This is a genomic window from Tropicimonas isoalkanivorans (genome assembly GCF_900112335.1).
Classification (GTDB): Bacteria; Pseudomonadota; Alphaproteobacteria; order Rhodobacterales; family Rhodobacteraceae; genus Tropicimonas; species Tropicimonas isoalkanivorans.
The window spans coordinates 34868-59638 of sequence record NZ_FOLG01000020.1; the positions used below are offsets into that span (position 1 = coordinate 34868).

Below are 24771 nucleotides of genomic sequence, written 5' to 3' on the forward strand. Positions count from 1 at the left end.
ATGATCCTAGCGCCGCAGCCCTTCGTCATCCGCCAGGAATGCGACAAGGTCGCGTTTCAGAATGGCTTTCGCCGCAAGTTGGACGAAAATGAGGGATGGGCCAGCTTTAGCTCGACCACGGTGCCCGGCACGATCCATCTCGCTGCAGGCGGCGCACGGGGCCCGTGGTTTCTCGCCTTGGATCACACGGGCGTCATTGAAGAGCTTGATATGCCCGCCGTGGACATGCCGGGTCCAGGTCATGCCCGCTACGCATTCGAGACGCTCGGCCAAGTCTACATCGTGTTACCGCGGATCTACCAACTGGCGGCGAGCCTGCCTGATGCGCCGCTTCGGGAGTTCGAGACGAAGATCAAGGACCTTCCGAAAACGACGGAGGCCGAACGCCTCGTCGTTCAGCGCATCGGCCAGGACATCTTCCGCGTGGGCCTGATCGAGTATTGGCAGGGGCGATGCCCGATGACCGGCATTACCGATACAGCGCTGCTGCGCGCCTCGCACATTATTCCATGGAAAGATTGCGCGAGCGATGCAGAACGCCTCGACGTCCATAACGGCCTCCTGCTCTCGGCCTTATGGGATGCTGCCTTTGATCGCGGGCTTGTAACGTTCGATGACGAGGGCCAGCCGCAATTTTCACCCTTCCTGAGCGACAGCGCTCGCGCCGAATTTCGCTGGCAGGAACCGATCCTGTTGACCGACAAGCATCGGAGGCAACTGACCTGGCACCGCACCAACGTCTTCGTTAGACAAGGAGGAGCTTAAGAGACTGGTTCAGGCGCTTGCGAGCCACCCCTTGTTCTGCAAGTTCTGGAGAGCGATACCAATCTGGCGCGGGGAGAAACGCTTCTTGCGTTCGTTCCACGCATAAACCTTTTCGATTGCATCCTCTGCGCTAACAGCCTTTTCCCGCGTCGTCACCCAGTGCACGGTTGCGAGAAGTTCTAGGCCAAATGGTGTCTCGAACCCCTCTACAAGCTCCGCCACACGATCGAAGCGCGCGGCTGTATCTTCGTTATCCGACAAGAAGGACTCCGCGTCCTTCACCGCGCCGGGAACCAGTTCAAGCTGCTTTTCGGGCGCATCGCCACCATCGGCGTATCCCGACACGAGATGCCCCTCGACCGCGCGAAGGACGTGCCGCAGATTCTCGGCGTAAGGGCCATACGGCGCCTTCGCATACTTGAGGCGGAGTGGCTCGCCTGCTTCCTGCATGAAATACATCAGTTTATGCACTTCAAGTAGCGTCACGAACGGGTCCATTAGCCCGCCAAGATAGCGATTCATTAGAACCACCAGCGCTGCTCGTCCGGGGCTCATCGTTGGAACTTCCCGCGACTTCGTTATGACCGGCGCACTATTTGGCTCAAAGACAATGATCTCCAAGTCCGGCAGGTCGCGCAGCGTGGCTTCGATCCGGGGACGAACGTCCTCCCAGTTCAGGCCACCTAGACCGCTCCCAAGCGGCGGAATGGCGATCGATCTGATGCCACGTTGCCGAACCTCTTCGGCAAGGGCGACAAGCCCGGAATCGATATCCTCCATCCGACTTTTCCCGCGCCAATGCCGCTTCGTCGGGAAATTGATGATGTACTTGGGGTTTGTCAGTGTATGGCTCTCGAAGACGAACATCTTGCCCGGCTGAACTTCATCGCGCTTACAGGCCGCTTCGTAAGCCTTGAAATTCGCCGGAAATGCATTCTTGAACTGGAGTGCGATGCCACGGCCCATGATTCCGACGCAGTTCACCGTGTTGACGATCGCCTCTGCGTCCGCCTGCAAAATGTCACCTGTCACATATCTGATCATGATCATCCTCCCCTTAGTAGTACCATTCTCTTTTTACTTTTACTTGCGGTCTATGCTGACTCGTCCCGAACGCTGCCATTGCACGAGCACCAACTTGTTCGGAATGTACACCGATCCCGCGAACAAGCTCCCAAGGAAAGCTCTCATGCATGAGAAACTCTGCCATTTTGTGATCGCGACAAGAAACCCAGTTTCTTGCATTGATCGCATCCCAGTTCACTTGATCGAGCTTTGAGAGATCGTTGTAGAAGTCAGCGGCGCGGTTTGCGGCATTTATATCAGTAAATGCCCAGTGGCGATTATTCGCTGTTGCCCAATCTACGACTTCAAGCATATCCGCGACGAGATGAACGACTGGACCCTGCCCATCCTTGTACGCCACGTTCGGGTGGTTTCGCCGTGAAATCACATAGAGCATCACAGAACGCGGACAGAGATAGAACGGAACATAGTCGCCCACGCAAGTGCCGGGATTGCATTGTACGGGTAGAACAAGGCGGTCAGCCTTGATCTCATTGTTTCCGATCACCGCCGCGCCCTGCCGCTTGACCATCACAGAGTCAGGCCACAGGCAACCGTCCCCGACAATCGACGCCAGGTTGTCGACATGGACTATGTGGTAAATCCTTGGCCGGTCAGGTGTCGGCATGATTAGGCATCCATTCTCACATCATTCACCTTCCCTCGTTAATTTCGCGGCAACGGCTGGTGCATCTTCCGCTGCCATCCCGTCCATGACCCAGCGATCAACATCGCTCAGCTTGAACTTCCAAAGCCGCCCAACTCGCTGAGCGGGCAAGCTCTTGGATTCGATCCAACGGTAGACCGTGTCCTTCGCGACCCCCAGGTGGGCGGCCACTTGATCAACGGAAACCCATGGTTCAGTCATCCCGCCGCCGTCCTCTTCGGCCCGTGCTTGTCGCCTTGAATCGACAAGAGTCGACGAAACCCGTATAGCACGCTCCTGTGTTCCTCTAAAGTTCTTTCGCGGAAGGCAGCACATCCAGTCTGTCATTATGCCGATTCAACGGCACGCCCGAACCTGATCTCTCACGACGCTGTAGTCAGCGAGCATTTCGGCGATAGCCGACCCCTCCGGCAGCAGACCGAGCTCGTATGCTGCGCGCGTCCGGAAGTCGCGGCTGTACTCGACGATAGTCGGACACGTCCCTTGCCCGCTACCGTCAGAACCGTCCGTCGCGCAGCCGCTCAGCAAGCTCGTTGCGATCGCGAGGACGGTGAGCCGCCGCTTCCAGCATCTGGCGTTGCACGTCATTGGCCTTCTCCGTGGTTTCAAGGCGCTCGGCCAGGCGTCCCGCTCGCTCCCCGGAGCGGCGCAGGGCCAGCAGGAACAGCAGGATCGCGAGGGCTGTGACGCCGTAGCGGAGCGCCGTACGCGCCAATGCCGATCCGGCGAGCGTGGCGAGGAGCGCGCCGATCATCGCCGCCCCCGTCGCCAGTCATCGAGCCGGGCGTAAATCGTGACCGCGATGCCGCCGAGCGCCACGGCGATGAACACCCACCGCAGGGTGTCGAGATACGGGACCAGCGGCAGGATGGCGGTCTGGGTCTCGGCGAGGACGCTCTGCGCCACCTCGACCCCCGCGACACCCACCGTCGCCACGCCAGCCGCGCCGCCGCCCTTCATGGTGCGGCTTTCGGCCAGCACCTCGCGGGCGGGCGGCGACTCTGCTGCGAATGCGGTCGCTCGGACCGGGAACCGCTCGCCCCACTGGCGTGCGGGGCCGAGGTCCACATGGATGAATCCCGAGCGCGGATAGAAGCCAAAGCCGAGGAACCCGACCTCGCGCGCCGCGGCCTCGAAGGTCATGGGGTCGTGGTTCGCCATGGCGATGTCGAAGGCGGCGCCGTCCATGTGCTTCGACCTCGTGGCGCCACCCACGGCGCGGTTGTGCTCCAGGCTCCGATAGGCGGAGCGGACGATCAGCGGCTTGCCCAGCCGATCGCGGAGTGCCTGCAGCTTGTCGAGCGCGGGTTCGTTGACCAGCAGCTTGCCAGTGCCCCGGCAGGCGATCTCGGCGGGCGAGAAGTTGGGCCAGCGCCAGGTGCTCTCGGGCACATCACGCCAATGGCGGTGGAAGGTCGTCGTCATGGGGGTCCTCCGAAAACGAAAAACCCGCCTCGAGGGCGGGTCATTGCGGGCTGATGAAAGGGGATGGTGAGGGGCTACGGGCTGCCGCCGAAGATCTTCAGCTTGATGGCGATGCCCGCGAGCAGCGCCAGCATCACGGCGGTGGTGATCATGCGGACGGCGGTCTGCATGGCGGTGCGGCGGACCAGCCGGATGCAGTCGACGAGCGAACGCAGATCGCGGATGTCGAGCGCGGCCTCGTCGCCGTCGAGGCCGACATCGGCCAGCGCGCGCTTCGCGCCTTCCTCGGCCGCCCGGGTCAGGATCGCTTCGAACTCGGCGTCGGGGATGCGGACGAAGCCGTCGGATCGGGGTGGTGTCATCGGATCCTCCTTCCGCCGCTCAGCCGATCTTGCAGCCCCAGAATGACGTCTGTTCGGCGGCGAAGTAGCCGTCCGCGACCCGGAAATACCCCTGCAGCTCGACGGTATCACCCGCAGTGAGCGGAACCATCGTCTGCAGCCAGATCGCGGTGGCGAGCGAGACATGGGTGGCGGAAATTTCGCCGAGGGAGCCGCGGATTTCGGTCGTCCCGTTCAGCACGAGCCGCCCGCGCATGCGGGCGGTGGTACTGGCGTTGACCTTGTACATGAGCGTCGCGCCGAAGAGGTAAGTGCCGTCGACAGGCGCCACGAAGTGATTGTTCGCCGCGTCGAAGGCCCCCTGATCGTTGTAGTGGGTGTTGTTCATGCCGATCTTCGTCCAGGTGCCGACGCCGACGTAGTTGTCGTAGTTCGTGTACGCCTTGAACCGCGGCAGCCGGGGCTGGTCGACGATGCCGGTGGCGTTGTCGACGCTGAGCCCGTCGAAGAAGGTGCTGCCGTCGGCGGAGACCGCGAGCCGGAAGCGGTCCGAGCCAAAGAGGCCGACCAGCGCCTTGGTCACGAAGCCGGTCTGGAGCGTCAGACCGAGATCGTCGCCCGCAGCCTCCTTGTTCATGGTGTAGAAGAGATCGCCAGTGCCGCCCTCGGCCACGGTCTTCGCCGTCCAGAGCGCGGCGTTCAGCTTGGCCGAGAACGGGTTCGACGCATCCGCCGTCGTGCCGACCCCGAGCAGCGCCATGTTCTGCAGCGCCGTGGGTGTTGTGCCGACCCAGCCCGCGCCGTCATAGACCAGCAGCAGGCCCTCATCCTCGACCCATGCACGCCAACCTGCGCGAGGTGGCAGGCGCAGCCAAGCGCCGTCGGTCCAGAGCGCAACGTTCAAGTCCCAGCCCGCCCAGTCGCCGGTGGCGCCCGAGCCAACGATGTAGCGGTCGCCGTTGGCGGGACTGCCCGGCGGCGCAGTCACGCCCCGGTCGAGCACCGAGAGCTGGACGAGCCCGTCGAGAATCCGCAGCGCCTCGTTGTGGGTGACGTGCTTCTGGGCCTGCGCCGCGAGGATGTAGGGCAGCAGCAGATGGGTTGTGGCATCGGACATGGGATGGCCTTCAGAATAGTAGCGTGACGGTCTTGGGCGCGCCCCGCCCCACGAGGGCGGAGAGCTGGAAGAGGCGGACGTCGAGCGTGTCGCCGGGGCCGAGCGGCGCGCCCCAGTCGGCGGTCTGCTGGGCGGCCGTGTAGACCGCGCTCGTGGTATTCACGCTCAGCACCCGCTTCATGGCTGCACCGTCGAGGATCTCGACTTCGTAGGCTTCCAGTTCCTCGGCCAGCGGCACCTCGAGCCCGCCCCAGCTGTCGGCCGCGAGCGCGCGGGACCGGCGCGTCCAACGGATCGTCAGATCTCCGGGACTGCGCGGCGTGCGCCATGGCTGCTCGACATGGGCGACGGAGAACGGCCGCAGCCCGACGCCATCTGGGGTGAAGGACTGCGCGACATAGGTCTCGTCGCTGACCGGACGGCACGCAGGGCCGACGCGCCAGTTCCATGGGATCCCAAGGTCGGCCTCGGCGATCGGCAGGGACGCGAGGTTGTCGTCGAGTACCACGACCCTCGCGCCAGCGGGCGCCGGGTTGCCCACTGCGCCTTCGGTCCCACGTTGGCCGCGGAGGAGACGGGTCAGGCGATAGCGGCCGGGGGCGATCAGTTCGGCTGCGCCCGCCTGCACGATCTCCCAGACGCCGGGCGCACTCTCGATGGCCAGCGCGTTCGCCCCGCCGAACAAGGTCAGGTCTGTCACGCTCTCCAGCGTGCCGGTCAGCAGATCGACCACCAGCACGTTGCCGAGGTCGAAGCGCGAGGTCGGGCCCGCGTAGAAGTCGGAGACCAGCGCCCCGACCCGGGCACGACTGCCGAACGTCGTCAGCAGCTCGAAGCCATCGGTCGACGGGCTGCGGAACACCGCCATCTCTCCGGGCCACGGCACGGCATGCGCCGCTGCGAAGGGGCGATGCGCGGGCTGGTCCTCGGTCAGCTGCGGCAGGTCCATCAGCACCGCATCCGGCGCGCCGAACACGACCGCCCGCGTCAGCGACGCCGCGCGGGGATCACCGGACGGCAGATCATAGGTCGCGCGGTCCTGGCGGACGGCCTCGATGCCACGCGCCTCGGCGTCGGCGATGGAGACGAGCCGCAAATAGACCAGCCGCCCGTCATGCGCGAGCCGGATCGCGTCGGCCGGATCGAGCGCGAGGCGCGAGGGCGGAAGACGGAACGCCGCCGTCTCGCGCCCCACCCACGCCTCCATCAGCGCACGGCGGCAGCGGCGCTCGGCCTCCTCGGGCGGGACCGCCATGGGGAAGGACTCCGAGGCGATCCGTGTCGTGTCCACGGTGATGCGTCGCGCCTCGACGAGGGCCGCGTCGTAGTCCTCGTCCGCCCGCGCGACCTGCCACTTCAGCGCCTGCGGCAGTTCCGTCTCCTGGCCGCGCGTCAACTCGAGAATGTCCCCTTCACGACCGGCGACCAGATCGTCGGGCGCAAGGGTCGCGACGGAGGCCCGGCCGCGTAGACGGAAGCGGATCACGCCCTCGGTCTCAACGGCGTCCAAGCCGAAATGCCGCGACAGCGTGGTGATCGAGGCGCGCGGGCTTTCCAGCGCCGTGATGGCGTAGCCCTCGACGGCGCCCCAGAGGCCGGAGACGTCGATCCGGTCCTCGGGCAGCCCGGCGCTCAGGCAGAGGTGCCGGACGAGCGCGGCCAGCGACACCGCGCCGAGCCGCCCGGTCAGCCAGTGCCCCAGCCGCCAGTTCGCCCCGTCCGTCCAGACGTCGGTCAGCGCTGGAAAGAACGGATGGGGCCGCGCGTCCCAGGTCCAGGCGGCGCATTCGGGCACATGCACCATCCGGCCACCGTAGACCGACGAGAGTGGGTTGTTCGCCGGGGTGCCCCACCAGAGATATGTCGCCTCAAGATAGGCCCGCTGGATGGCGTCATCCCGCCAGCCCCGCGAGAAATGCGGCGTAAAGCTCTCCGACGACTTCGGGTCGAAGAAGACGTTAGGCTGGTTCGTGCCCCGGTCGATGGCGGGACATCCGAGTTCTGTGAACCAGATCGGCTTGGACTGCAGCACCCATGCGGTTGGTGTCCCGCTTTCCACCCCGCCCGGACGGTCGTAGTGCGCGTTCGACCACCAGCTGCGCAGATCCTTGTAGCGGAAGACCCACGGCTTTCCGGCGGCACCGTCGGTGATCGGGGTGCGGACCTGCGCGGAGCGGTCCGCCGCGCTGGCATAGAACCAGTCGAAACCTTCCCCGCCCGCGATGTTCGCCTGCAGGTAGGCGCGGTCATAGATCGCGGGCCAGCCCTCGACCGCGTCGGCATGCTCGAAGCCGTCCCGCCAGTCGGAGAGCGGCATGTAGTTGTCGATCCCGACGAAATCGATCTCGGGATCGGCCCAGAGCGGATCGAGGTGAAAGAACACGTCGCCGCTGCCGTCGCCCGGCTGGTGCCCGAAATACTCGCTCCAGTCTGCCGCATAGCCGATCTTCGTCCCGGACCCGAGGATTGAGCGCACATCGGCGAGGAGATCCCGATAGGCCTGCACGGCCGGATAGCTGCTGGCGCCCGACCGGATGGTGGTCAGCCCCGGCATCTCGGTGCCGATCAGGAAGGCATCGACCCCGCCCGCCGCGGCGCAAAGATGGGCGTAGTGCAGCACCATGCGGCGCAGGCCCCAGTCGCCGGATGGCCCGGTCCAGGAAGCCGACTGACCCGAGACGCTGAAACTGGCTGGCGTGGCCGCGCCAAACAGCGCCGCGACCTGCGTGGCCGCCGTGGTGGTCTTGTCGACCGATCCCGCGAAGCCCGCAGCCGGAGAACAGGTAATCCGCCCCCGCCACGGGAAAGCGGGCTGGCCCGTTCCGGCGGCGTTGTCGGAATACGGGTTCGGCAGGCTGTTGCCGGGCGGCACGTCCATCAGGATGAACGGATAGAAGGTCACCCTCAACCCGCGCGTCTTCATTTCCTGAATGGCCTGCACAACGGCGAAGTCGGACGGCGTGCCGCCATAGACGGGGCGGTCCTCTGCATCCCGGCTGACGAGGAAGGCGTTGGCGCGGCTGACGCCGTTCACCGACCAGCTGACCGGCGTGGTCGATTTGGCCGCCACCTCGACGCCCGGCCGCACCTTGCAGGCGCCCGCGCGCAGATCGTCCCCGAACCACGCCACCACAAGGCTGACGCTCTCGACTGCCGGGGCCATGGCCTGAAGCCGGTCCAGCGCCTCCACCATGTCGGTGGCGTCGGCCAGCGCGTTCAGGTTCTCCGCCTGCGTCACCCCGCCATCGGTCTTGCGGATGGCTTGAGTCGCATAGGTGAACTCGCCCGAGGCGGGGATCATGGTGACGGTCTTGGTCAGCCCCTCTGCGGTGTCGGGATCGGCGAGTGGGCGGAACACCTCGAAAGACAGCTGCGGCAGCCGGTTGCCATAGTTGGAGAGCGCCAGTTCCTCGAAAACGACATAGGCGGTGCCGCGATAGGCGGGCGTGCTGGCCGCGCCCATCCTCGCGGCGATGAACGGGTCAGAAACTTGAGCTTCGTCGCCCGGATACCAGCGCCAGGTGACGCCGGAGAGGTCCATCGGCTTGCCGTCGGCCCAGATGCGCCCGATCCCGGTGATCGGGCCTTCGCAGAGCGCGACGGCGAAGCTCGCGAAATAGAGATACTCGGTCGTCTTGACCTTGCCGCCCCCGCCGCCCTTGCCGCCGCCTTGGGTGGTGGTCTTCGTCTCCTCGCGAAAATCCGTCGCCCAGGTGATGTTGCCGCCCAGCCGCATCCGGCCATAGAGCCGCGGGATGACCGCCCCTTCGGTGGCCGAGGTGATGCGCAGCGTGTCGAGCCGCGCGCCCTCGATGCGCTGGGTAGGCGCCAGCGACGAGATGATCCAGCTGTCGACGACCGAGCCGATGGTCGAGCCGATGAAGCCGCCGATGGTCGCGGCGCTGACGCCGAGGATGGCGCCGCCGATGCTGCCGCCAATGGCGGCGCCAGCGGCACCGAGAACGAGGGTGGCCATGTCGGAGTCTCAGCGTTGCGGGAACAGGAAGGCGAAGGCGATGCGCCGCCGCCAGGATGGAGAGAGCGGTTCCTCGATCACGCCGAGCCGCTCGTAGGCGTGGAGGAAGGTATCGGTACCAGTCAGGATCCCGACATGCTTGGCGATGGCGCGCGGCTTCATGCGGAAGAGCACCAGCGCGCCGGGACCGGCCTCGGCGGGCGACACCTCGGTCATCATGGCGCGCGCACCCTCGGCCAGCACCTCGCGCGGCCCGGTCTCACCCCAGTCGCGGCTGTAAGGCGGGATCGGGAACGGCTCGGGGCCGACGACCTCGCGCCAGACGCCCCGGGCCAGCCCGAGGCAATCGCAGCCGACGCCGCGCAGGCTCGCCTGGTCGTGGTAGGGCGTGCCGAGCCAGGAGCGCGCTGCGGCGATCACCCTGTCCGGATCGGCGGGCTTCACAGCACGCCCCCGTCATGCCCGCCGTCCTTCGTGGCGTAGCGCAGGACCGCGTCCTGGCCGGGGATGTGCGGAAAGCCGCGGAAGTTGGCGGTGTTGGCGAACTTGGCCCCGCAGGTCTCCATCCGCTTGTCGCAGCCAGCGCGGATGGTGAAGGCATCGTCCTCGGCGATCGCCCGCACCGGCGCCTCGAGCAGGGTCAGCACAGCGATGCCGTCTGTCACGTCATGGCCCAGCACCTCGGTGCGCCGCCCCGCATTCGCGCCGCTCGTCCAGTCCAGCGTGCCAAAGGTGAACCAGCCCGCCTCGAAGTCGCCGAGACCGGAGGCGGTGAACGCCCGGTCGCGCAGAAGATCGATCACGGTGCCCGCGCCCTTGAAGGCGGGGTCTTCCAGATCGACGCCGCAGCGCGCATCGCCGAGCGCGGCATCGCAGGTCGCCTGGAAGGTCCGCCCGACCGTCTGGCCGAGCACATGGGCGAGCGAACGGACCTCGGCGACGAAGGAGAGCCGCCCGCGCCGGATCTGGCCGATAGCGCCGCGCCGCATCAGCACGCGCTGGCTCGTGTCCGCCCAGTTCACGCGCCAGACCTCGACCTCGGCATTGTCCCAGCGGCCGTCGAGGATGTCGGTCTCGGTGATGCGGTCCGAGGTCAGCACGCCCTCGGCATCCTGCGCATCGACCGACAGGTCCGAGCCCGACCGCACCTCGGACGCCGTGAGCCCGCTCTCAGGTTCGAAGTCGGTCCCGTCGAAGCTCAGCGTCCGGTCGTGGTCGGTGAAGCCGAAGATGACGCCATCGGCCCGGGCGATCCGCCAGCACCAGGCGAGCGTCGTGGTGCCCTCGTCGAGATGGGATTGCAGGGCAGGATCCAAGTTCTTCATCGGCGCAGTTCCAGAAGCGGGATGGAGGTGATCGAGCCGAGCCGCTCGAGATCGAGCGTCACGTCGAGCACGTCGGTGTCGAAGCGGACCGGCACGTCGAACTCGAAGCCCGCGGTGATGGCGACGCCAGCACCCGGCGCAGCGCTGAAGGTGACGACGCCGGTGGCGGTGTCGACCGACCAGCCGGAGAGCTGCTCGACGCCCGCCAGCGCGACGCGCACGCTGCCCGCCACCGGCTTGGCGATGGCGCGCGTCCAGGATTGCGCCCCGGATGCGTAGCGCTTCACCAGCTGGAACGCAGTGGCGGTGCCGTCGCCGGTGCCGATCGACTGATCGGTGGGCGACGGCGTGGCTGACGGCAGGCAGGACTTGTGATCGCCCCAGTCCTTGAAGCGGAAACCGTGCAGGCGACCGTTTCGCGCCTCGAAGAAGGCGACGACCGCCGCCAGATCGTCGGCGCGGCGGATGCCATAGGCGACGTCGTAGCGGCGGCGCGAGTTGGCCCAGCTGGCGTTGCGCTCCTCGTCGCCCGAGGCGAGTTCGACGATCTGGGTGCGCCGCTCGGGCCCGCCCCGTGCGCCCCGGCTGATGTTGTCGGGAAACCGGACCTCGTGAAACGCCATCACATGCCCCTCCGCCCGAGCGACACGGCGCGAGCGATGTCCGCCGCGACCTGCGTGCGGGACTGCCGGAAGCTCTCGGCATCGCGGGCCATGATGGTGATGTTGACCCCGCCACCCGTGCCGTAGGCCTGCGCCTCGCGCCGCGACAGCACGCGCTCGCCCCGCTGCAGGATCGCGGGCACCTCGTCATGGCGTAGGCCCGCCATGCCGCCGGAATGCATCCGGGGCGCAGCGGCAAAAGCCATGGCCGGGACCATCCGCGAGTGTCCGGCCGATCCGACCATCCCGCCCGCATGCAGGACGTTGGCGAAAATGCCGCCCGCCCCAGAGAACACGCCGGAGAGCGCATTGGCGATCGGCCCGAGGATGAACCGTCGCGCCGCAAGCTGGGCGAGATCGGCCAGCAGCGAGGTGACGAGATCGCGGAAGTTCAGCTTGCCGGTCTTCACGAACTGGCCAACGGCGTTCTCGGCCGACTGGAAGGCCCCGACCAGGCTCTGGCCGATATCGCCGCCGATCTCGCGCGCCTTGCTGGCGTAGTCCGACAGCGCCGCCGTGACCGCCTGCCAGCCGGCGACGGCCGCCTCGGTCGCGGGCTCCTCTGCAGCGGCAGCAGCCCCGGCCGCCGCGCCTGCACCTGTCGCCGCTCGTCCGGCATCGCCGAGCGCCGTCTCCAGCCGTTCGGCCGCACCGGTGGCCTCAGTCAGCGCATCCGCGCTCGCCTCGTCGGTGCCGCGCACGGCATCGCGCAGCGCCTGCCAGCTTTCGAGCGGCGCGCGGGCCCCTTCCGCAAGATCGCGCGCGGCTCCGCGATACAGGTTCGCGGACTCGAGCGCCCTGTTCGCCGCGTCGGTCAGGCCGAGATCGGGCGCGGTCAGCGGGTTGTCCTCGAAGGCCCGGTCGAAGGCTGCCTGCGCCGCTGTCGTGGCAGCGCTGGCCGCGCCCTCGAAGCGGTTCTCGATCTCGCCGAGATCGAGGTCCGGCACCAGCGAGATGCGACGCTCCGAGCCCAGCGCTTCCAGCCCCTGGTTGATGCCGCCGATGAAGCCGTTGATGCGCGAGACCACGCCGTTCAGCATCGCCTCGACACCGTCGACAAGGCTGTTGGCCGCCTGGAACGCCAGATCGCCGATGGCGGCCGGCAGCAGACCCCAGATCGCCTTGATCGCCTCGTAGGCCCCCTCGAACGTGTTCGCGGCCGTGTTGCCGAAACCGACCACGCTCTCGATGGCGCTCTGCATGCCCGAGGCGGCGTCCGCCTTCAGGTCGAAGAACATCGCCGTGGCGGCGGCACCCGCCGCAGCGGCGCCCATCTTGATGCGTTCCCAGACCTCGACCGCGACGTCTTTCAGCAGCGACATCGCCTCGCCGAAGCCGCCCGCGCCGGAGACGAGACGGGTGAACTGGTAGACGAGTTCACCTGCACCAACGATCAGCGCCCCGATGCCGGTGCGGATCAGCGCCCCGCGCAGGACGACCAGCGCCGTGGCAAGGCCGCGGACCGAGAGCGCGGCAGCGGCCATCCCGGCGACCCAGCGTCCCGCGAGGAACGCCGCGAAGGTGGCGGCATAGGTGGTCAGGCGGCCGATGTTGTCGAAGAGACCGCGGATCGCGATGCCGAGCGGGCCAGAGCGGCTGGCGACCGCCGCCATGGCGTTGGCGACCGCTTCCAGCGCAGGCGCCGCTGCGACGGCAAGCTGGTTCGACAGCCCGCGCCAGATCAGCCCAAGCCGGGAGATCGCGTCGTTCGTCCGCTCGATCTGGTCGGCATCCTGCTCGGAGACGACGACGCCGAAGGCGCGCACGTCCTCGGTCGCCTGGCGCAGCGTCGCCGTGTCGATCCGGCTCATGGCGATGGAGCCTTCCTCGCCGAAGAGCTGGCCCGCGACGGCCGCGCGCTCGGCCGCAGGCACGAAGCTCTCGATGGCGGCGTTGATGGCGCCGACGCGCTGATCCAGCGGCAGCGCAATCAGGTCGGTGGCCGAAAGCCCCAGCCGATCGAGCGCCTGCGCCGCGGGACCGGTCCCGGCGGCCGCCTGGCTCAGACGGCGCGTCAGATCCTTCGTCGCCTGCTCGATTCCGGACATCGACACGCCAGCCAGCTCGCCCGCGCGCTCCAGCGTCTGGATCGAGGCGACGGTGGTGCCGAGCGACTGCGCGAGCTTGGCCTGCGCATCGACGGTCTGGAGGCCAGAGCGGATCATCGCCACGCCAGCGGCGGCGGCCGCTGCCACGGCGGCTGCGGCGGCCACACGAACCCGTCGAGAGAAAGCCGCAAGCCGGGTGTTTGCCGCTTCCATCTCGCGGCTGAGCCGGCCGAAGCCTCGCGACCCGGCCTCACCGACACCTTCCAGCTCGGCGCGCACCTGTCGGCCGCCAACCGCAGCAAGGCGGACAGAAACGCGCTTTTCAGCCACTGGAATGATCCATTTGTTCGTTGATCTTCGCCACCATCACCGCCTCGATGACGGGCAGCAGTTCGGCCATGGCGATCGGCGGCACGCCGAGGGCATCACCGAGCGCGAGCGCTGCCGACATGTCCCAGCCGATCACGGCGCCGGGCAGCACGCGCAGCTGGCCGCCGAGACGGCCGACCAGGTCCCAGACCTGCCAGCCCTCCGGCGTTTCCGGACGGTTCAGCCGCGCCGGGCAGTCCGGGCAGGCTTGCGTACAGGCTTCGCAGTATCGCTCGCCCCCGCCGAAGGACCATTCGGCGAGAGCGCGGAGGCGTTTTTTTCCTGTTCCAGCAGTAGGCCCTTAGAGACGTAGGTCAGCTGGAATGCCTCGAAGATCGGCCAGACATCGAGCAGCGCGTCGATTGCCTCCGGGCTAGGATCGATCGGCTTGCCGTCCGCATCGCCGATGCCCTCCCAGGCGAGCACGGCGCGGCGCGCGAGCGCCTTGGCGAAGGCGACGGCGCGCTCCTCGTCGGTGGCCTCGTCAGGCACAGCTTCCACGACCGGATCGCTGCGCGTCGCCACCATCAGCGCGGTCGTCAGTGGGCGAAGTTGCACGCGAACGCCAGGGGCAAGGTCATGCCAGCGCGGGGCGTTGGTCAGATCGAGCGTGAGCATCAATACGTCTCCACGTCGTTCACAAGAGTGGCGGTGCACATCCGACCGACGACGCTGTCGCGGGCGGCCTGCCAGTCGAAGGTGGCCTGCACGCCCTGCGGCCCGGAAATCTCGATGCGCGGGCGCGGCAGGTAGACTGCATGCACTGTGAAGGTGAAGCTTTCGCCGGACGGCAGGACGTAGGCGAATTCCATCTCGCAGGCCTCGCCATTGATCGCCTGCGTCACCAGCGTCTGGTCGGCGAAGCGCACCTCGATCCGGCCAGTGAGCGCCGCGATGGACGGATCCGCGCCGTCGATACGGCCGTCCGAGCGGATCGTCTCGATCCGGTCGAGGTTGTTGGCGTAGGTGATCTCGGCCGAGACCACGTTGCCGAGCGCCGTTCCGTTGCGCGTGATCGCCCCGTTGAAATGCCCGAACCGCTTCAGCTCCAGTGCAGCCGGCGTGCCGGCGCTGGTTGTCGTGCCGACCGTCTCGCCTTGCGCCACCAGCCGGGCCGTGGCCGTCAGCAGGCCGGAGCGCTGCATTTGCCAGGTGATCTGGTCGAGAACGCAGCCCGAGTACATCGCATAGCGCGGCACTTCCGGCATGCCGGTCTCGATCGACATGCTGGGCAGCGTCCAGGAGCCCGACTGGAACTCGTGCGTCCAGGGGCCGGTGCCTGTCGTCGTCGGTGACCCGAAGGCCGCCTTCAGCCATAAGCCGAGGGCCTCGGCGTCGAGCGGCACGACGATATCGCCGTCGGCCGTCACCGCGTCCTTGATCGGCGCCAGCGGATCGCGGCCGTAGCCGAGAAGCTCGGAGTTGAGAAGCGGCTGCTCGGCGCCGAGCGTGGTGCTGGCAAACGGCATCTTGGTGAAGCCGCCCACAGGGGGCGTTCCATAGGTCGTCTCGAACGCAAGCGCCATCAGCGCCCGCGCCCCCTGGGCTCGTGCCATGGTGTTCTCCTCGGGTTGTCGGGATCAGCCGACCGGATCGGCCGTGGAATAGTGCAGCACCACCGGGATCACGGCGGCCTTCAGGCTGGCCGCGCCCTCGACCGGCAGATCCACCGGGCGCGGAGCTTCCGCCTCGACCCAGTCGCAGAGCCCGCCCAGCGTACGGTTGGCCGCGATTGCCGTCGCGATGCTGGCGCACAGCGTGTCGAAGACGGCATCACGGTCGGCGCCCTGCACGACCGCCTCGAGCTCGGCGCGATGCTGGTAGTGATAATTCAACGGCGACAGGGTCACCTCCGGCTCCCCCGGCTCGCCGTCGCGGAGGATCAGGAGGCCGGCAGTTGGCACACGCTCGGGCAGCACCTCGCCGCGAAGCGCGGTGGCGGGCAGCGCCGAGAGCCGCGCGTGCAGCGCGGCGAGGATGGTTTCGCGAGGAGTGGGCATGGCGATCGAGTTTTCTGTTGTTGAACAGGCTGTTGCGTGCGAGACAGACGCGTAATGGTTGCAGTTGGAGGCAAAAGAGTGTCGGGCAAACAGTTCTTTGAACGCATCAAGGGGCCAATGAATAACTACGAAGACTGGTACTCATATCGCAATGAGAATGGTCAGGTCATCATTACCCACACATGGAGTCACGTTTCTCCCAGCTTGTCTGCCAATCATGGCAGCAAAGAATACACCGTTGAAGAATTCCAAGAGAGTGAAGATGTGCATTCTGGCGCCAAGATCGCCCTTGATAAGGCGCTGAAAGCGGAAAAATAGACTTCGGCGAAGCCTCTAAACTCTCGCCGCCCACGCTTCATATGCGTGCAATCTGTACAACAGACCACCCCAGGAGAATGAGCTTTGTTTGGATTCGGGAAATCGAAAAAGGACTATAAGAAGATCTGCCAAGATCCCGCAGCAGTCGCTAAGTTGCTCTACACAGACCGATCCAAAACTGCTGAGATACTGGGCGATAGCGATTTCATCGGCGCATGGCTCGATAGCGAAAACCAGCGCGAGATCACCATGATCATCAGGAAGCAAGCCATCGCCGGCGACGTCCCCTCCTTAAAGCAGATGGTATGGCTTCTTGGGAATATGCATCAAGAAATTTCCCAAGCCGAAATCCCTAAGGAGAAAAAATTAGAGGCGCTTATCGGCCTTCTCTCAGAAAGGATAAATTACTGCGACAAGCTCATTTCAAAGGGGGTGCCGCAGCACTACTACGCAATGATTTCATTGCACCACTTGTACAGGGCTCTTCATGAGCTCAGCAAGCCTGGCACGCTGGAGAAGACGCGCGACACTCTCAACGAGATGGTCAAACACGCACATGCTGTCGTGGAGATGGGCAAGGACCATCCTACATTTGACGGAGATTCTGGTTTCATTGAGGATGCGAAAAATATCCTCCGTGAAGGCGATGATTTTCGGAAGCTTCTAAACGCTATGGGAGACGACATTTCGAAGCTCGACGGACAACGCTAAGCCTCATCATCCGATCTTCCCCTCCACCCAGTTCGCCACGATCAGACCCGGCACGCTGTCGAGCGCTCGCTCGGCGTCGCGGTCCAGATCGAGCCGCTTGGGCAGTTTGACCTGCGGGACCAGCAGGAAGATCGGCGCGGTGACCTGGTTGCGCCCGGTCCTTGAGCGTGACGCAACCACCTGACCACGGGTGTTGATCCGGGCCCTTTCGGCCACCAGCAGGCTCGGACCGCGGCGCCGGAAGACGAAGCGCAGGCGCAGGCCGCGGCGGCGTTCCCATTCGCCGGGGGTGAGCTTGGCACCTCGGAGGCCGCGGCCGGCGGCTTCGGTCGGGATCGCCAGCCAGAACCCGTCTTTTGAGCGGATCAGCGGACCGGTGTCATGCGCGCCGACGATGACCGGGGCCTTGGACCAGACGAGCGCCGCGGCGTTCAGGCTCTCGCCGACCTTGGGGTAGGTCTGGCTCCGGATCGAGTTCGCCAGCCGTCGCCCGAGCCCTGCGCCGGTGATCTGGCCGCGCCAGGCGGTCTTGAGCCCGGTGCCGGCCTCGCGCATGGCAGCGGTGACAGCCTTCTCGCCGGCCTTCACCTCGGCGGCCATGGCGGCAACGAGATCGGGCGTGATGTCGAGCTTCAGCTTCATCGCGGTCAGGCCGGGCGCAGATCCACGGTCCAGACGAGCCGCTCGCGGTCGCGGATGGGCTCGCCCTGGATGAGGAAGGCCTCGCCGTCGATCTCGATCCGGTCGCCGGGCCGCGGGGTCGCCACCTCGGCGAGGCGCAGGTCCAGCCGGGTGGTCTCGGACCAGATGCGCGCATCGCCGATGCCGGTGACGTCGTCCGGCCGCCGCAGGATGGCACGGACCAGTGACGGCGCGCCGCCCTCGGCCGTATAGACGACCTCGCGCGACAGATGCGCGTCCGCGAAGAGCGCGTCGAGAACGGCGGCGAAGGCGGTCATCAGAAGCTGCCGTTCAGCCGCACCCGGCCGATGGTGTCGCCGGCCCCGCCGGCCACGGCCTGGACTGCCACGCCGATGAGGGTGTTGTCGGTCGCGACCGTGGTGCAGCGCTTGTTCGTGTCGTCCCAATAGATCTTGGCGCCGACGGTCCAGGCCTGCGAGCCGACCTTGGTGATGTCGAAGACACCAACGAGCGCGGTCTCGACAGGCTCGCCGAGGGCGGCGTCTCCGGCGGCGACGCCGAAGATGGAGCCGACGAGCAGGCCATTGCCGGAGGCGACGGCATAGGGCGCGGTCAGGGTTATGGTGTTGCCGGGCTGGACGTAGTTTTTCATGCGGAGGATCCTCGTGGAAAGACGAAGGGCGGCCCGTCAGGACCGCCCGCGTGTCAGGGTTCAGCATGGGGTGCGGGTTACGCGCCCGGGTTCTTGTAGAGGCCGCGCCAGTCGATGGCCTTGGCGCCGAAGTCGAGGCGGCACTTGATCTCGACGCCGTCCACGTCGAAGCCGTTGCGGGTCTCGATGTAGGCGCCCTGCTGGCCCTCGAGATAGGCGTACTCGATGGTGTCGATCTGGTTCGGAGAGGCCGCCAGGTACCAGGCCGTCTCGCTCGCCGCGTCGAGCCGCGGCTCGGCGATGGGCGAGAGCGTGCGGATCGATTGCGGGACCACGTTGCCGCTCTGGGCGGGCACGAGGTTCTGGGCGACCAGCTGCTCGGCCTTGAGTTCCAACGCCGCCGGGACGATCAGGAAGGCGGGCCGGATGTTCAGCACCGTCTTCTTGTCGAGCCCGGTCTGCTTGCGCATCGCCGCCCGCGCGAGCCCCACGCTGTCCACCCCGAGCGCCGCACCGGCGCCGGCGAGGTTCTTGTGGGTCGAATGGAAGAGCGCGGTGCCGTCCGCCATCGCGGGGTTCGACGTCACGATGTCCCAGACCACGTCGGACTCGAGCTGGGCGATGGAGTTGCCGTACATCGCCGGGATGCGCGTGAAGGCGTCGAGATCGTCGTTGATCAGCACCTGCCGGGTAATGGCGACAACGCGGCCGTAGGTCTCGATGCGGTAGCTCTCCTTGCTCTCGCCGAGCGTGCCGCGCTTGAACTCGCCGCTCTCGCCGACCTTCAGGAGCTGCGGCGCCTCGCCGAGCTGGACGCGGTGCATCGCCTTAAAGTCGGTCGCGAGAACCTGCCGGCAGAAGAGCGGGAAGGTCCGCGGATAGGCCTCGTAGGCCTGGCGCAGCGTCTTGTTGGTGACGGCGGCGAGGATCTCGGGGAAGTCCGAGGTCGAGTGCAGCGCGCGCGTCGCGACCTCGTCGCGCGACAGGCCCCGGGTGCTGGCGCCCGCCGTTTCGAGGCTTTCGCGGGCGAGTTCCATCAGCGTCATGCCGCGGTATTCGCGCGCAGCGTCCTCCAGCGGGAACAGCGTCGGGCTGTAGCGGTGCAGGAGCGCATTCGAGATCGCCGCGCGCCGCGTGACCGTGGCGTCGCGCCCGCCGAGCGGGATCGAGACATGGGGGAAGGTCCGGGTCTCGTCGGCCTTGGCCGCCACCTGGTCGAGGATCAGCCGGCGGGCCTCGTCGATGGAGACGCCGCGCTTGATGAGGTCGTCGGCGAAGCCGCGCTCGAGATGGAGCTTGTCGGCGAGGCCGTGGATCGTGGAGACGCGCTCCCGCTCCTGCGCGCGGGCCTCGCTGACCAGCGCGTCGGTGTCGACGCTGCGGCTGCGACCCTCAGGCGCCGGATCGGGCGCGGGTTTCGTGGCCTTGGGTTTCGTGTCGGCGGCGCGGGTCTGCGTGTCGGCAGCGCCGGTCTTGTCGTCGGTCATGCTCGTCTCCTCGGGCGCTGCCGTGGTCTTGCTCTGCTCGGCCGTCTCGGCCGGGGTCTGGGTCCTGTCGGTCATCGGGGATGCTCCTTCGCTGGTGGGGGCGTCCCGGCGGTGGAGGACGCAGTCGTGATGTTCGCTGTTGGAACGAAAGCCGGCGGCGGGATCGGCGCCGACCGGCACGGCCGAGATCTCGAACGGGGTCCAGTCGACCGCCCGCCAGAGCTCCCGCTGGCCGTCCGGCTTCGAGATCTCGAAGCGGTGGACCTGGTAGCCGATGGAGACCGCGCGGATGTGCCCGGCCTCGATGTCGCGCCAGATGTCGCCCACCGCGTCGCGTTCCGAGAGCCGGATGCGCGCGATGCCTTGGCCGTTCTCGATCCGCGCCGAGCCCGGCACGACCGAGCCGATCACCGCGTCGAGATCGTGCGCCTCGTGCACCTTCAGGAACGGCGCGCCCGCGTTCAGCCGGTCGAGCCGCACATGCTCGGGCGCCATGCTGAGCTCCTCGTCATGCGGCTCGCCGAAGAGCGCGGCGCGCCGCACCCGGGCGCCGGTCGACCAGATCACCTCGACGCTGCGGGTCTCCGGGTCGATGCTGTTCGGCGCAAGCTCCGCCGACCGGCGGAAGGCCGGCAGTTCGATCGTCTGCTCCATGGATGGATCCTCGTCAGGCCGCTTCCGCGTCCGGGTCTGTTTCTTCGCCTACCGCTTCGCTGCTTGAGGCGGTGTCATTCGGATCGGTCGCGGGGTCGGCTGGCGCATTGGCTTGCGCGCTGCCGGTCTTGGTGACCCGGCGCGGGTCGCTGTCGAGCACGAGGCCCAGCTCGTCGAGCCTGGCGTTCGTGGCCGCGATCTCGGCCAGCACGGCGTCGGGGTTGCGGCCCTGCCGGGCGATGGCCTCGGCCAGCGTCATCGTGCCGGAGCGGATGGCTAGCAGATCGGCCATCGCGTCCTTCTGCGGATCGACCGCCTCGAACTTGGGCGGCGACCATTCCACCGGCACGTCCGGCGTCGGGATGCGCCCGGCCGCCCATGCGGCCTCCGTGAACCACCGCCAGACAGGCGCGCAGAACATCGGGATGAAGAGCTGCCACTGCACGGCGTCGATCATCCGGCGGAACTCGACGAGCCCGGCCCGGATCGACGAGTAGTTCACCTGGCTGAGATCCCCGGTCAGCAATTCGTAGGGCACCCGGAAGCCGGCCGAGATCGTGTGCAGGCTCGCCCGCTTGTACTCGCCGTAGCCGCCCGTGGCCGCGGGCTGGTTGAAGCGGATGTCCTTGCCGCCGCGGGCATAGGCGATGAGACCCGGCTCGAACTGCTCCACCCGGTTGCCGTCGGCGTCGACCACAGCGGGCGCGATGCCCTGCTGGGCCTCCTCGTCGCCGAAGACGATGGCGGTGACGCAGGCCTCGGTCTTCTTGCGCACGATCTCGGCCACCTCGTAATCGTCGAGATCGCGAAGCGCTCGGATCACCGGCGCGCCCCAGGGAACGCCGCGCGCCTGCGTGCGCTGCTTCTCGTAGACATGGGCGATCTCGGTCGCGGGGACCGCGCGGCTGGTGAGCCCGCCCGTCAGGTTGAGGCTCGGGCCGCCGGGATGCGCGCCGAAGAGCCAGTAGGCCCGGCGCCGCCCGAGCGCGTCGAACTCGATGCCCTGCACCGCCTGGCCCGCGCCGAGCGCGCCGTTGCGGGTGGCGTCGAGGAAGTCGGCCTCGAGCAGTTGCAGCTGGACCGGCGGCATGACGCCATCGCCGGGTCGGCGCGGGCGACGGCGGACCAGGACCTCGCCGGCCTCGACCATCTCGCGACAGGCGAGCGTCTGCAGCCCGTAGAAGTCGAGCTGGCCGTCCGCGTCGCAGCCCCGCGCCCAGATCTCGAACAGCCGGTCCACCTCGCGGTCGAGGGCGGCGTCGCCGCTGGCGGCGCGCGGCATGATCCCTGCGCCGACGATGTTGTTCACGAGCACCGACACCGCCTTGGCCGCGTGCGGGTTGTTGCGCACAAGATCCCGCATCCGGTCGCGCAGGAGCGCGCCGGCGCGGCCGATCTCGGCGTCGGCCGAGGATCCCGGAGCGTGCCAGCCATCGGTGCGCCGCCCGCGGGCCGCGCCCTCGTAGGAACGGGCGAGCCCCTCGAAAGCCTGCCGCGCCAGCACGCGCCGGGTGGCCGCTCGAGGGGCGACCGAGGCGATGGCCCTGTCGAGCCACGAGACCATCAGCGATCCCCGCGCGAGAAGCCGGCGAAGCCCGCGATGGGCCGGGCTGTGGCGCCGGCGATCTGGCGCTCGATGGTGCGGATGCGCCCGAGCAGGTCGTCGGCCGAGCCGTAGTCGACGGTCTTGCCGTCATAGCTGACCCGGGTGGTGCCGCTCGCATAGGCGCGCCGGAGAGCCGCGAGCTCCGCTTCCGTCCAGTCCGCCATCAAAACCATCCTTCCCGCCGCCCGAGCCAGTCGGAGCGGCGCTTGCCTTGCGGGCCCGCGTCGGGCCGCCCGATCAGGCCGGCCGGGCTGTCCATCCCGCTCGGCACGCCGAGTTGCGCCTCAAGATCGGCCCATGTCGCCTCGGGCCAGCGATCCGCGCCGGCGATCCAGGCGGCGGCGCGGGCATAGACCCGGCAGTCCAGCGCCTCGTTGCGCTCGCGGAGCTTCTGCCATTCGAGCTTCGCGAAGCCGCGGCGGTTGCGCACCGTCACCAGCTGCTCCGCCGTCAACTGCCGGATCCACTCCGTGTCGGCCCAGCCGGGCAGATGCACCGTGCCGGGCGGGAACGCGGCGCCTTCATTCAGCTCTTCCGAAGTCGGCCGGGCCAGCCGCAGGAAGCGGTAGGTCTCGGCCTTGAAGGTCGAGGTGGCCACGGTCCAGAGCCGCGCGCCCCGGCGCAGGCGTTTCCCGCCCGCGGTGGCGTCGACGAAGGTCGGCCCCGACACCGGGCTCACCCGGTTGAAGCCCTCGAGCCCCTTCACCGGCGCCACCTGCACGAAGCCGACCGAGCGGGCCCATCCATAGACCGCAGCCGTCTCGTAGCCCGTGTCGATGGCGAGCCGGGCAAGACCCAACTCCGCGCCACCGGCATGCCGCCAGCTGCGCCCGAGAAGATCTGTCAGCGCCTCCCAGCTATCAGGTCGCGCTGGCCCGCCCTCGATCACGACATGATCGACGAGCCAGCTTTCCAGCCCGCGGCCCCAGGCCCAGACATCGACCTCGATCCGGTCCTTCTGCACGTCGGCGCCGGCGGTCAGGAACAGCCCGCCCGCGGGAACGGTCCCCGCCGGCCAGTCCTCGCGCCGCTCGGCGATCCGCTGCCAGCCCGGCGCATCGCCGGTCTCGATCCAGGTCTCGCCGAGCACCGTGTTGCGGAACACCCGCTCGGCCTCGTCGGATCCCGCCGCCGTCTCCTTGTCGCGTGCGATGTCGGCCCAGCTCTTCCACCCCGGCGGCGAATAGAGCGCCGAGAGATGAAACCCCACCGTCCGCGCGTCGCGGGGCTCGGCGGTCGCCCGCCATTCGCCAGCGGCCAGCATCGCCGGCTTGTGGTGCTCCTCGATCCGCTCGTCGCAGGCATCGCAGTGATACGCCGCCGTCTCCGGTTTGCCCTTCTCCCAGCGCAGCCGCTCGAACCGCAGCCACTGCATCGCGCCGCAATGCGGGCACGGCACGAAGAACCGGCGCTGGTCGCTCGCCTCGTATTCCCGCTCGATCCGGCTGACGCCGCGGATCGTGGGCGTCGAGACCAGGAAGACCTTCCGCCGGTGAGCGAAGGTCAGCGAGCGCGCCTCGGCGAGGCCCACCGGGTCGCCTTCCTCGTCGGCCGAGGCGGGATAGGCGTCGACCTCGTCGAGGAAGACGTAGCGGGCCGGCATCGAGCGCAGCCCCACCGCCGAGTTCGCGCCGGTCATCACCAGCACGCCGCCGGGGAAATCCTTCGACAGCTGCGTGTTGCCGCTGTCGCGCGCCCGCGCCGGGCGGACCCGTTCCTTCAGCGCCGGGCTTTCCTCGATCAGCGGGTCGATCCGCTGGCGCGAGTTGCGCTTGGCCAGCTCCACCGTCGGCTGGACCGCCAGCATCGGGCCCGGTGCGTGGTGGATCACGAAGCCAATCCAGTTGTTCCCCGCCTCGGTCGCGCCGACCTGCGCGGCCTTCATGAACACGATCCGCTGGGTCGGATCGCCGGGCGAGAGTGCGTCCATGATGGCGCGCATGTAGGGCGTCCGCTCGGTGCGGTATCGGCCGGGCTCGGCGCTTGCGCGCGAGCTCAGCCAGCGATGGATGTCCGACCATTCCGAAACGGTCAGCCATGGATCGGGCGTGAGCCCGCGGCCCCAGGCCCGGAGCAGCGCCTCGGCCCCATCGAATTGCGTGACCTCTTCAGAGGGCGATCCTGGGCTGGGCGAGTTCCTCGAGATGGGCGCGGACATGGGCCTCCAGAACCTTCTGCATGGCCGCCGTTTCCGTTCCCAACTCCGCCGCCATCAGCGCAGCCACCCGCGCCGGCCAGTTCACCCACGCGTCGCGTTCCTCGCGCGCGAGCCGGAAGACCAGTGCCGTGGCGCGGTCGCGATCGACGAGCTCGCCCTTCAGCTTGGCGAGCCGGATGCGCCGCTCCTGCGCCTTCAGCACCTCGTGCGCCGTCTTCGCCTGCAGGAAGGTCGTGCCGCCGCCCGTTGCGGGGGCCGCGAGACCCTGTTCCTTGAGGGTGTCGCCGACGGCGGAAACCGCCGCCTCGGGCACAGGCTTCATCTTGTACGCCGGCGCCTTCCTCGTCTTCGACGGGTCCGTCGCCTCCGCCCGAAGCCGGTCCGACGCCGTGGCGTCGATGCTGCCATCCTCGTGCAGGACTAGGCGGCCGGCGGCCTTCGCCTTCTGGATCGCGCCGCGCGACAGCCCGACATGGGCGGCGTACTGGCGCTCGCTCATGCCTTGCATCGCCAGCCCCGATTATCATTCAAAGTCAGGTGCTTATGTCGTTGATAAGCCTCGCGGACAGAGCGAACGTCCATCCCACAAGGACGATGCAACTTACGAAGGAGCCACCACGATGACCACCCGCTTGAACCCGATCACCACCCCGCGCCACGAACTCCGCGCCGAGAAGGCGCGCCGGAACAAGGAAGCCGCGCTGAACGCCTTCATCGGCAAGAAGGCCGAGATCGACGAGATGCTCGCCCGCCTGCAGGCGCTCAGCGACGACCACTTCAACG

The 24771-nt window shown here is 67.7% G+C and carries 27 protein-coding genes; 3 read left to right on the forward strand and 24 right to left on the reverse strand.

Features of this window, described 5'->3' with window-relative positions; all coding sequences use genetic code 11:
• Positions 1-765, forward strand: coding sequence for an HNH endonuclease (locus BM075_RS21640; protein WP_093362791.1), 765 nt, complete (start codon positions 1-3; stop codon positions 763-765).
• Positions 766-774: 9 nt separating this feature from the next.
• Here BM075_RS21640 and darG read toward each other — a convergent pair whose 3' ends face one another.
• The 16 genes from darG to BM075_RS21720 all read right to left on the reverse strand — a co-directional run bounded on the left by darG (position 775) and on the right by BM075_RS21720 (position 15760).
• On the reverse strand, positions 775-1809 hold the full coding sequence (darG, locus tag BM075_RS21645) for a type II toxin-antitoxin system antitoxin DNA ADP-ribosyl glycohydrolase DarG (protein WP_093362817.1): 1035 nt from the start codon (positions 1807-1809) through the stop codon (positions 775-777).
• 13 nt (positions 1810-1822) lie between these two features.
• On the reverse strand, positions 1823-2458 hold the full coding sequence (darT, locus tag BM075_RS21650; protein WP_093362792.1) for a type II toxin-antitoxin system toxin DNA ADP-ribosyl transferase DarT: 636 nt from the start codon (positions 2456-2458) through the stop codon (positions 1823-1825).
• 21 nt (positions 2459-2479) lie between these two features.
• Positions 2480-2698 (reverse strand): helix-turn-helix domain-containing protein, encoded by a 219-nt coding sequence (locus BM075_RS21655; RefSeq protein ID WP_093362793.1) that lies wholly within the window; start codon positions 2696-2698, stop codon positions 2480-2482.
• A 295-nt stretch (positions 2699-2993) separates the two neighbouring features.
• The gene (locus BM075_RS21665) at positions 2994-3251 is read right to left on the reverse strand and encodes a hypothetical protein (RefSeq protein WP_093362795.1); all 258 of its coding nucleotides are present in this window, start codon (positions 3249-3251) and stop codon (positions 2994-2996) included.
• On the reverse strand, positions 3248-3922 hold the full coding sequence (locus BM075_RS21670) for a YcbK family protein (protein WP_093362796.1): 675 nt from the start codon (positions 3920-3922) through the stop codon (positions 3248-3250). The genes BM075_RS21665 and BM075_RS21670 overlap by 4 nt, the downstream gene beginning before the upstream one ends.
• Before the next feature lie 74 nt (positions 3923-3996).
• Positions 3997-4284 carry a DUF6127 family protein gene (locus tag BM075_RS21675; RefSeq protein ID WP_093362797.1) on the reverse strand — a complete coding sequence of 96 codons (288 nt, stop codon included), beginning with the start codon at positions 4282-4284 and terminating at the stop codon, positions 3997-3999.
• Between the two features lie 19 nt (positions 4285-4303).
• Positions 4304-5380, reverse strand: coding sequence for a DUF2793 domain-containing protein (locus BM075_RS21680; protein ID WP_093362798.1), 1077 nt, complete (start codon positions 5378-5380; stop codon positions 4304-4306).
• Positions 5381-5390: 10 nt separating this feature from the next.
• Positions 5391-9356, reverse strand: a complete 3966-nt coding sequence (locus BM075_RS21685; RefSeq protein ID WP_093362799.1) for a baseplate multidomain protein megatron — start codon at positions 9354-9356, stop codon at positions 5391-5393.
• A gap of 9 nt (positions 9357-9365) precedes the next feature.
• Positions 9366-9800: an NlpC/P60 family protein gene (locus tag BM075_RS21690; RefSeq protein WP_093362800.1), complete on the reverse strand. Its 435-nt coding sequence runs from the start codon at positions 9798-9800 to the stop codon at positions 9366-9368.
• Positions 9797-10681, reverse strand: coding sequence for a DUF2163 domain-containing protein (locus tag BM075_RS21695; protein ID WP_093362801.1), 885 nt, complete (start codon positions 10679-10681; stop codon positions 9797-9799). The genes BM075_RS21690 and BM075_RS21695 overlap by 4 nt, the downstream gene beginning before the upstream one ends.
• Positions 10678-11304, reverse strand: coding sequence for a DUF2460 domain-containing protein (locus BM075_RS21700; RefSeq protein ID WP_093362802.1), 627 nt, complete (start codon positions 11302-11304; stop codon positions 10678-10680). The genes BM075_RS21695 and BM075_RS21700 overlap by 4 nt, the downstream gene beginning before the upstream one ends.
• The gene (locus BM075_RS21705) at positions 11304-13721 is read right to left on the reverse strand and encodes a phage tail tape measure C-terminal domain-containing protein (protein WP_093362803.1); all 2418 of its coding nucleotides are present in this window, start codon (positions 13719-13721) and stop codon (positions 11304-11306) included. The genes BM075_RS21700 and BM075_RS21705 overlap by 1 nt, the downstream gene beginning before the upstream one ends.
• On the reverse strand, positions 13714-13872 hold the full coding sequence (locus BM075_RS24535; protein ID WP_177208243.1) for a DUF7697 family protein: 159 nt from the start codon (positions 13870-13872) through the stop codon (positions 13714-13716). Before BM075_RS24535 ends, BM075_RS21705 begins: the two co-directional genes overlap by 8 nt.
• Before the next feature lie 68 nt (positions 13873-13940).
• On the reverse strand, positions 13941-14378 hold the full coding sequence (locus BM075_RS21710; RefSeq protein ID WP_093362804.1) for a hypothetical protein: 438 nt from the start codon (positions 14376-14378) through the stop codon (positions 13941-13943).
• The gene (locus tag BM075_RS21715) at positions 14378-15316 is read right to left on the reverse strand and encodes a phage tail tube protein (RefSeq protein ID WP_093362805.1); all 939 of its coding nucleotides are present in this window, start codon (positions 15314-15316) and stop codon (positions 14378-14380) included. Before BM075_RS21715 ends, BM075_RS21710 begins: the two co-directional genes overlap by 1 nt.
• Positions 15317-15340: 24 nt before the next feature.
• Positions 15341-15760 carry an acyl-CoA transferase gene (locus BM075_RS21720; protein WP_093362806.1) on the reverse strand — a complete coding sequence of 140 codons (420 nt, stop codon included), beginning with the start codon at positions 15758-15760 and terminating at the stop codon, positions 15341-15343.
• Between the two features lie 78 nt (positions 15761-15838).
• On the opposite strand from BM075_RS21720, the gene BM075_RS21725 reads away from it, so the two are divergent.
• Positions 15839-16078 carry a hypothetical protein gene (locus BM075_RS21725; RefSeq protein WP_093362807.1) on the forward strand — a complete coding sequence of 80 codons (240 nt, stop codon included), beginning with the start codon at positions 15839-15841 and terminating at the stop codon, positions 16076-16078.
• 84 nt (positions 16079-16162) lie between these two features.
• Positions 16163-16789 (forward strand): hypothetical protein, encoded by a 627-nt coding sequence (locus BM075_RS21730; protein WP_093362808.1) that lies wholly within the window; start codon positions 16163-16165, stop codon positions 16787-16789.
• 6 nt (positions 16790-16795) lie between these two features.
• Here the strand turns inward: BM075_RS21730 and BM075_RS21735 are convergent, their stop codons facing one another.
• The 8 genes from BM075_RS21735 to BM075_RS21770 all read right to left on the reverse strand — a co-directional run bounded on the left by BM075_RS21735 (position 16796) and on the right by BM075_RS21770 (position 24496).
• Positions 16796-17431 (reverse strand): DUF6441 family protein, encoded by a 636-nt coding sequence (locus BM075_RS21735; RefSeq protein WP_093362809.1) that lies wholly within the window; start codon positions 17429-17431, stop codon positions 16796-16798.
• Positions 17432-17436: 5 nt separating this feature from the next.
• The gene (locus BM075_RS21740; protein ID WP_093362810.1) at positions 17437-17748 is read right to left on the reverse strand and encodes a head-tail joining protein; all 312 of its coding nucleotides are present in this window, start codon (positions 17746-17748) and stop codon (positions 17437-17439) included.
• Positions 17748-18083 carry a DUF2190 family protein gene (locus BM075_RS21745; RefSeq protein WP_093362811.1) on the reverse strand — a complete coding sequence of 112 codons (336 nt, stop codon included), beginning with the start codon at positions 18081-18083 and terminating at the stop codon, positions 17748-17750. Before BM075_RS21745 ends, BM075_RS21740 begins: the two co-directional genes overlap by 1 nt.
• Positions 18084-18160: 77 nt before the next feature.
• Positions 18161-20224: a prohead protease/major capsid protein fusion protein gene (locus tag BM075_RS21750; protein WP_093362812.1), complete on the reverse strand. Its 2064-nt coding sequence runs from the start codon at positions 20222-20224 to the stop codon at positions 18161-18163.
• Between the two features lie 13 nt (positions 20225-20237).
• Positions 20238-21788: a phage portal protein gene (locus tag BM075_RS21755; protein ID WP_245758946.1), complete on the reverse strand. Its 1551-nt coding sequence runs from the start codon at positions 21786-21788 to the stop codon at positions 20238-20240.
• Positions 21788-21994 (reverse strand): phage head-tail joining protein, encoded by a 207-nt coding sequence (locus BM075_RS21760; protein ID WP_093362814.1) that lies wholly within the window; start codon positions 21992-21994, stop codon positions 21788-21790. The genes BM075_RS21755 and BM075_RS21760 overlap by 1 nt, the downstream gene beginning before the upstream one ends.
• The gene (locus BM075_RS21765; RefSeq protein WP_093362815.1) at positions 21994-23988 is read right to left on the reverse strand and encodes a phage terminase large subunit family protein; all 1995 of its coding nucleotides are present in this window, start codon (positions 23986-23988) and stop codon (positions 21994-21996) included. The genes BM075_RS21760 and BM075_RS21765 overlap by 1 nt, the downstream gene beginning before the upstream one ends.
• Entirely contained in the window at positions 23939-24496 is a 558-nt protein-coding gene (locus BM075_RS21770) for a hypothetical protein (RefSeq protein ID WP_093362816.1), read from the reverse strand. The genes BM075_RS21765 and BM075_RS21770 overlap by 50 nt, the downstream gene beginning before the upstream one ends.
• Between the last annotated feature and the right edge of the window lie 275 nt (positions 24497-24771).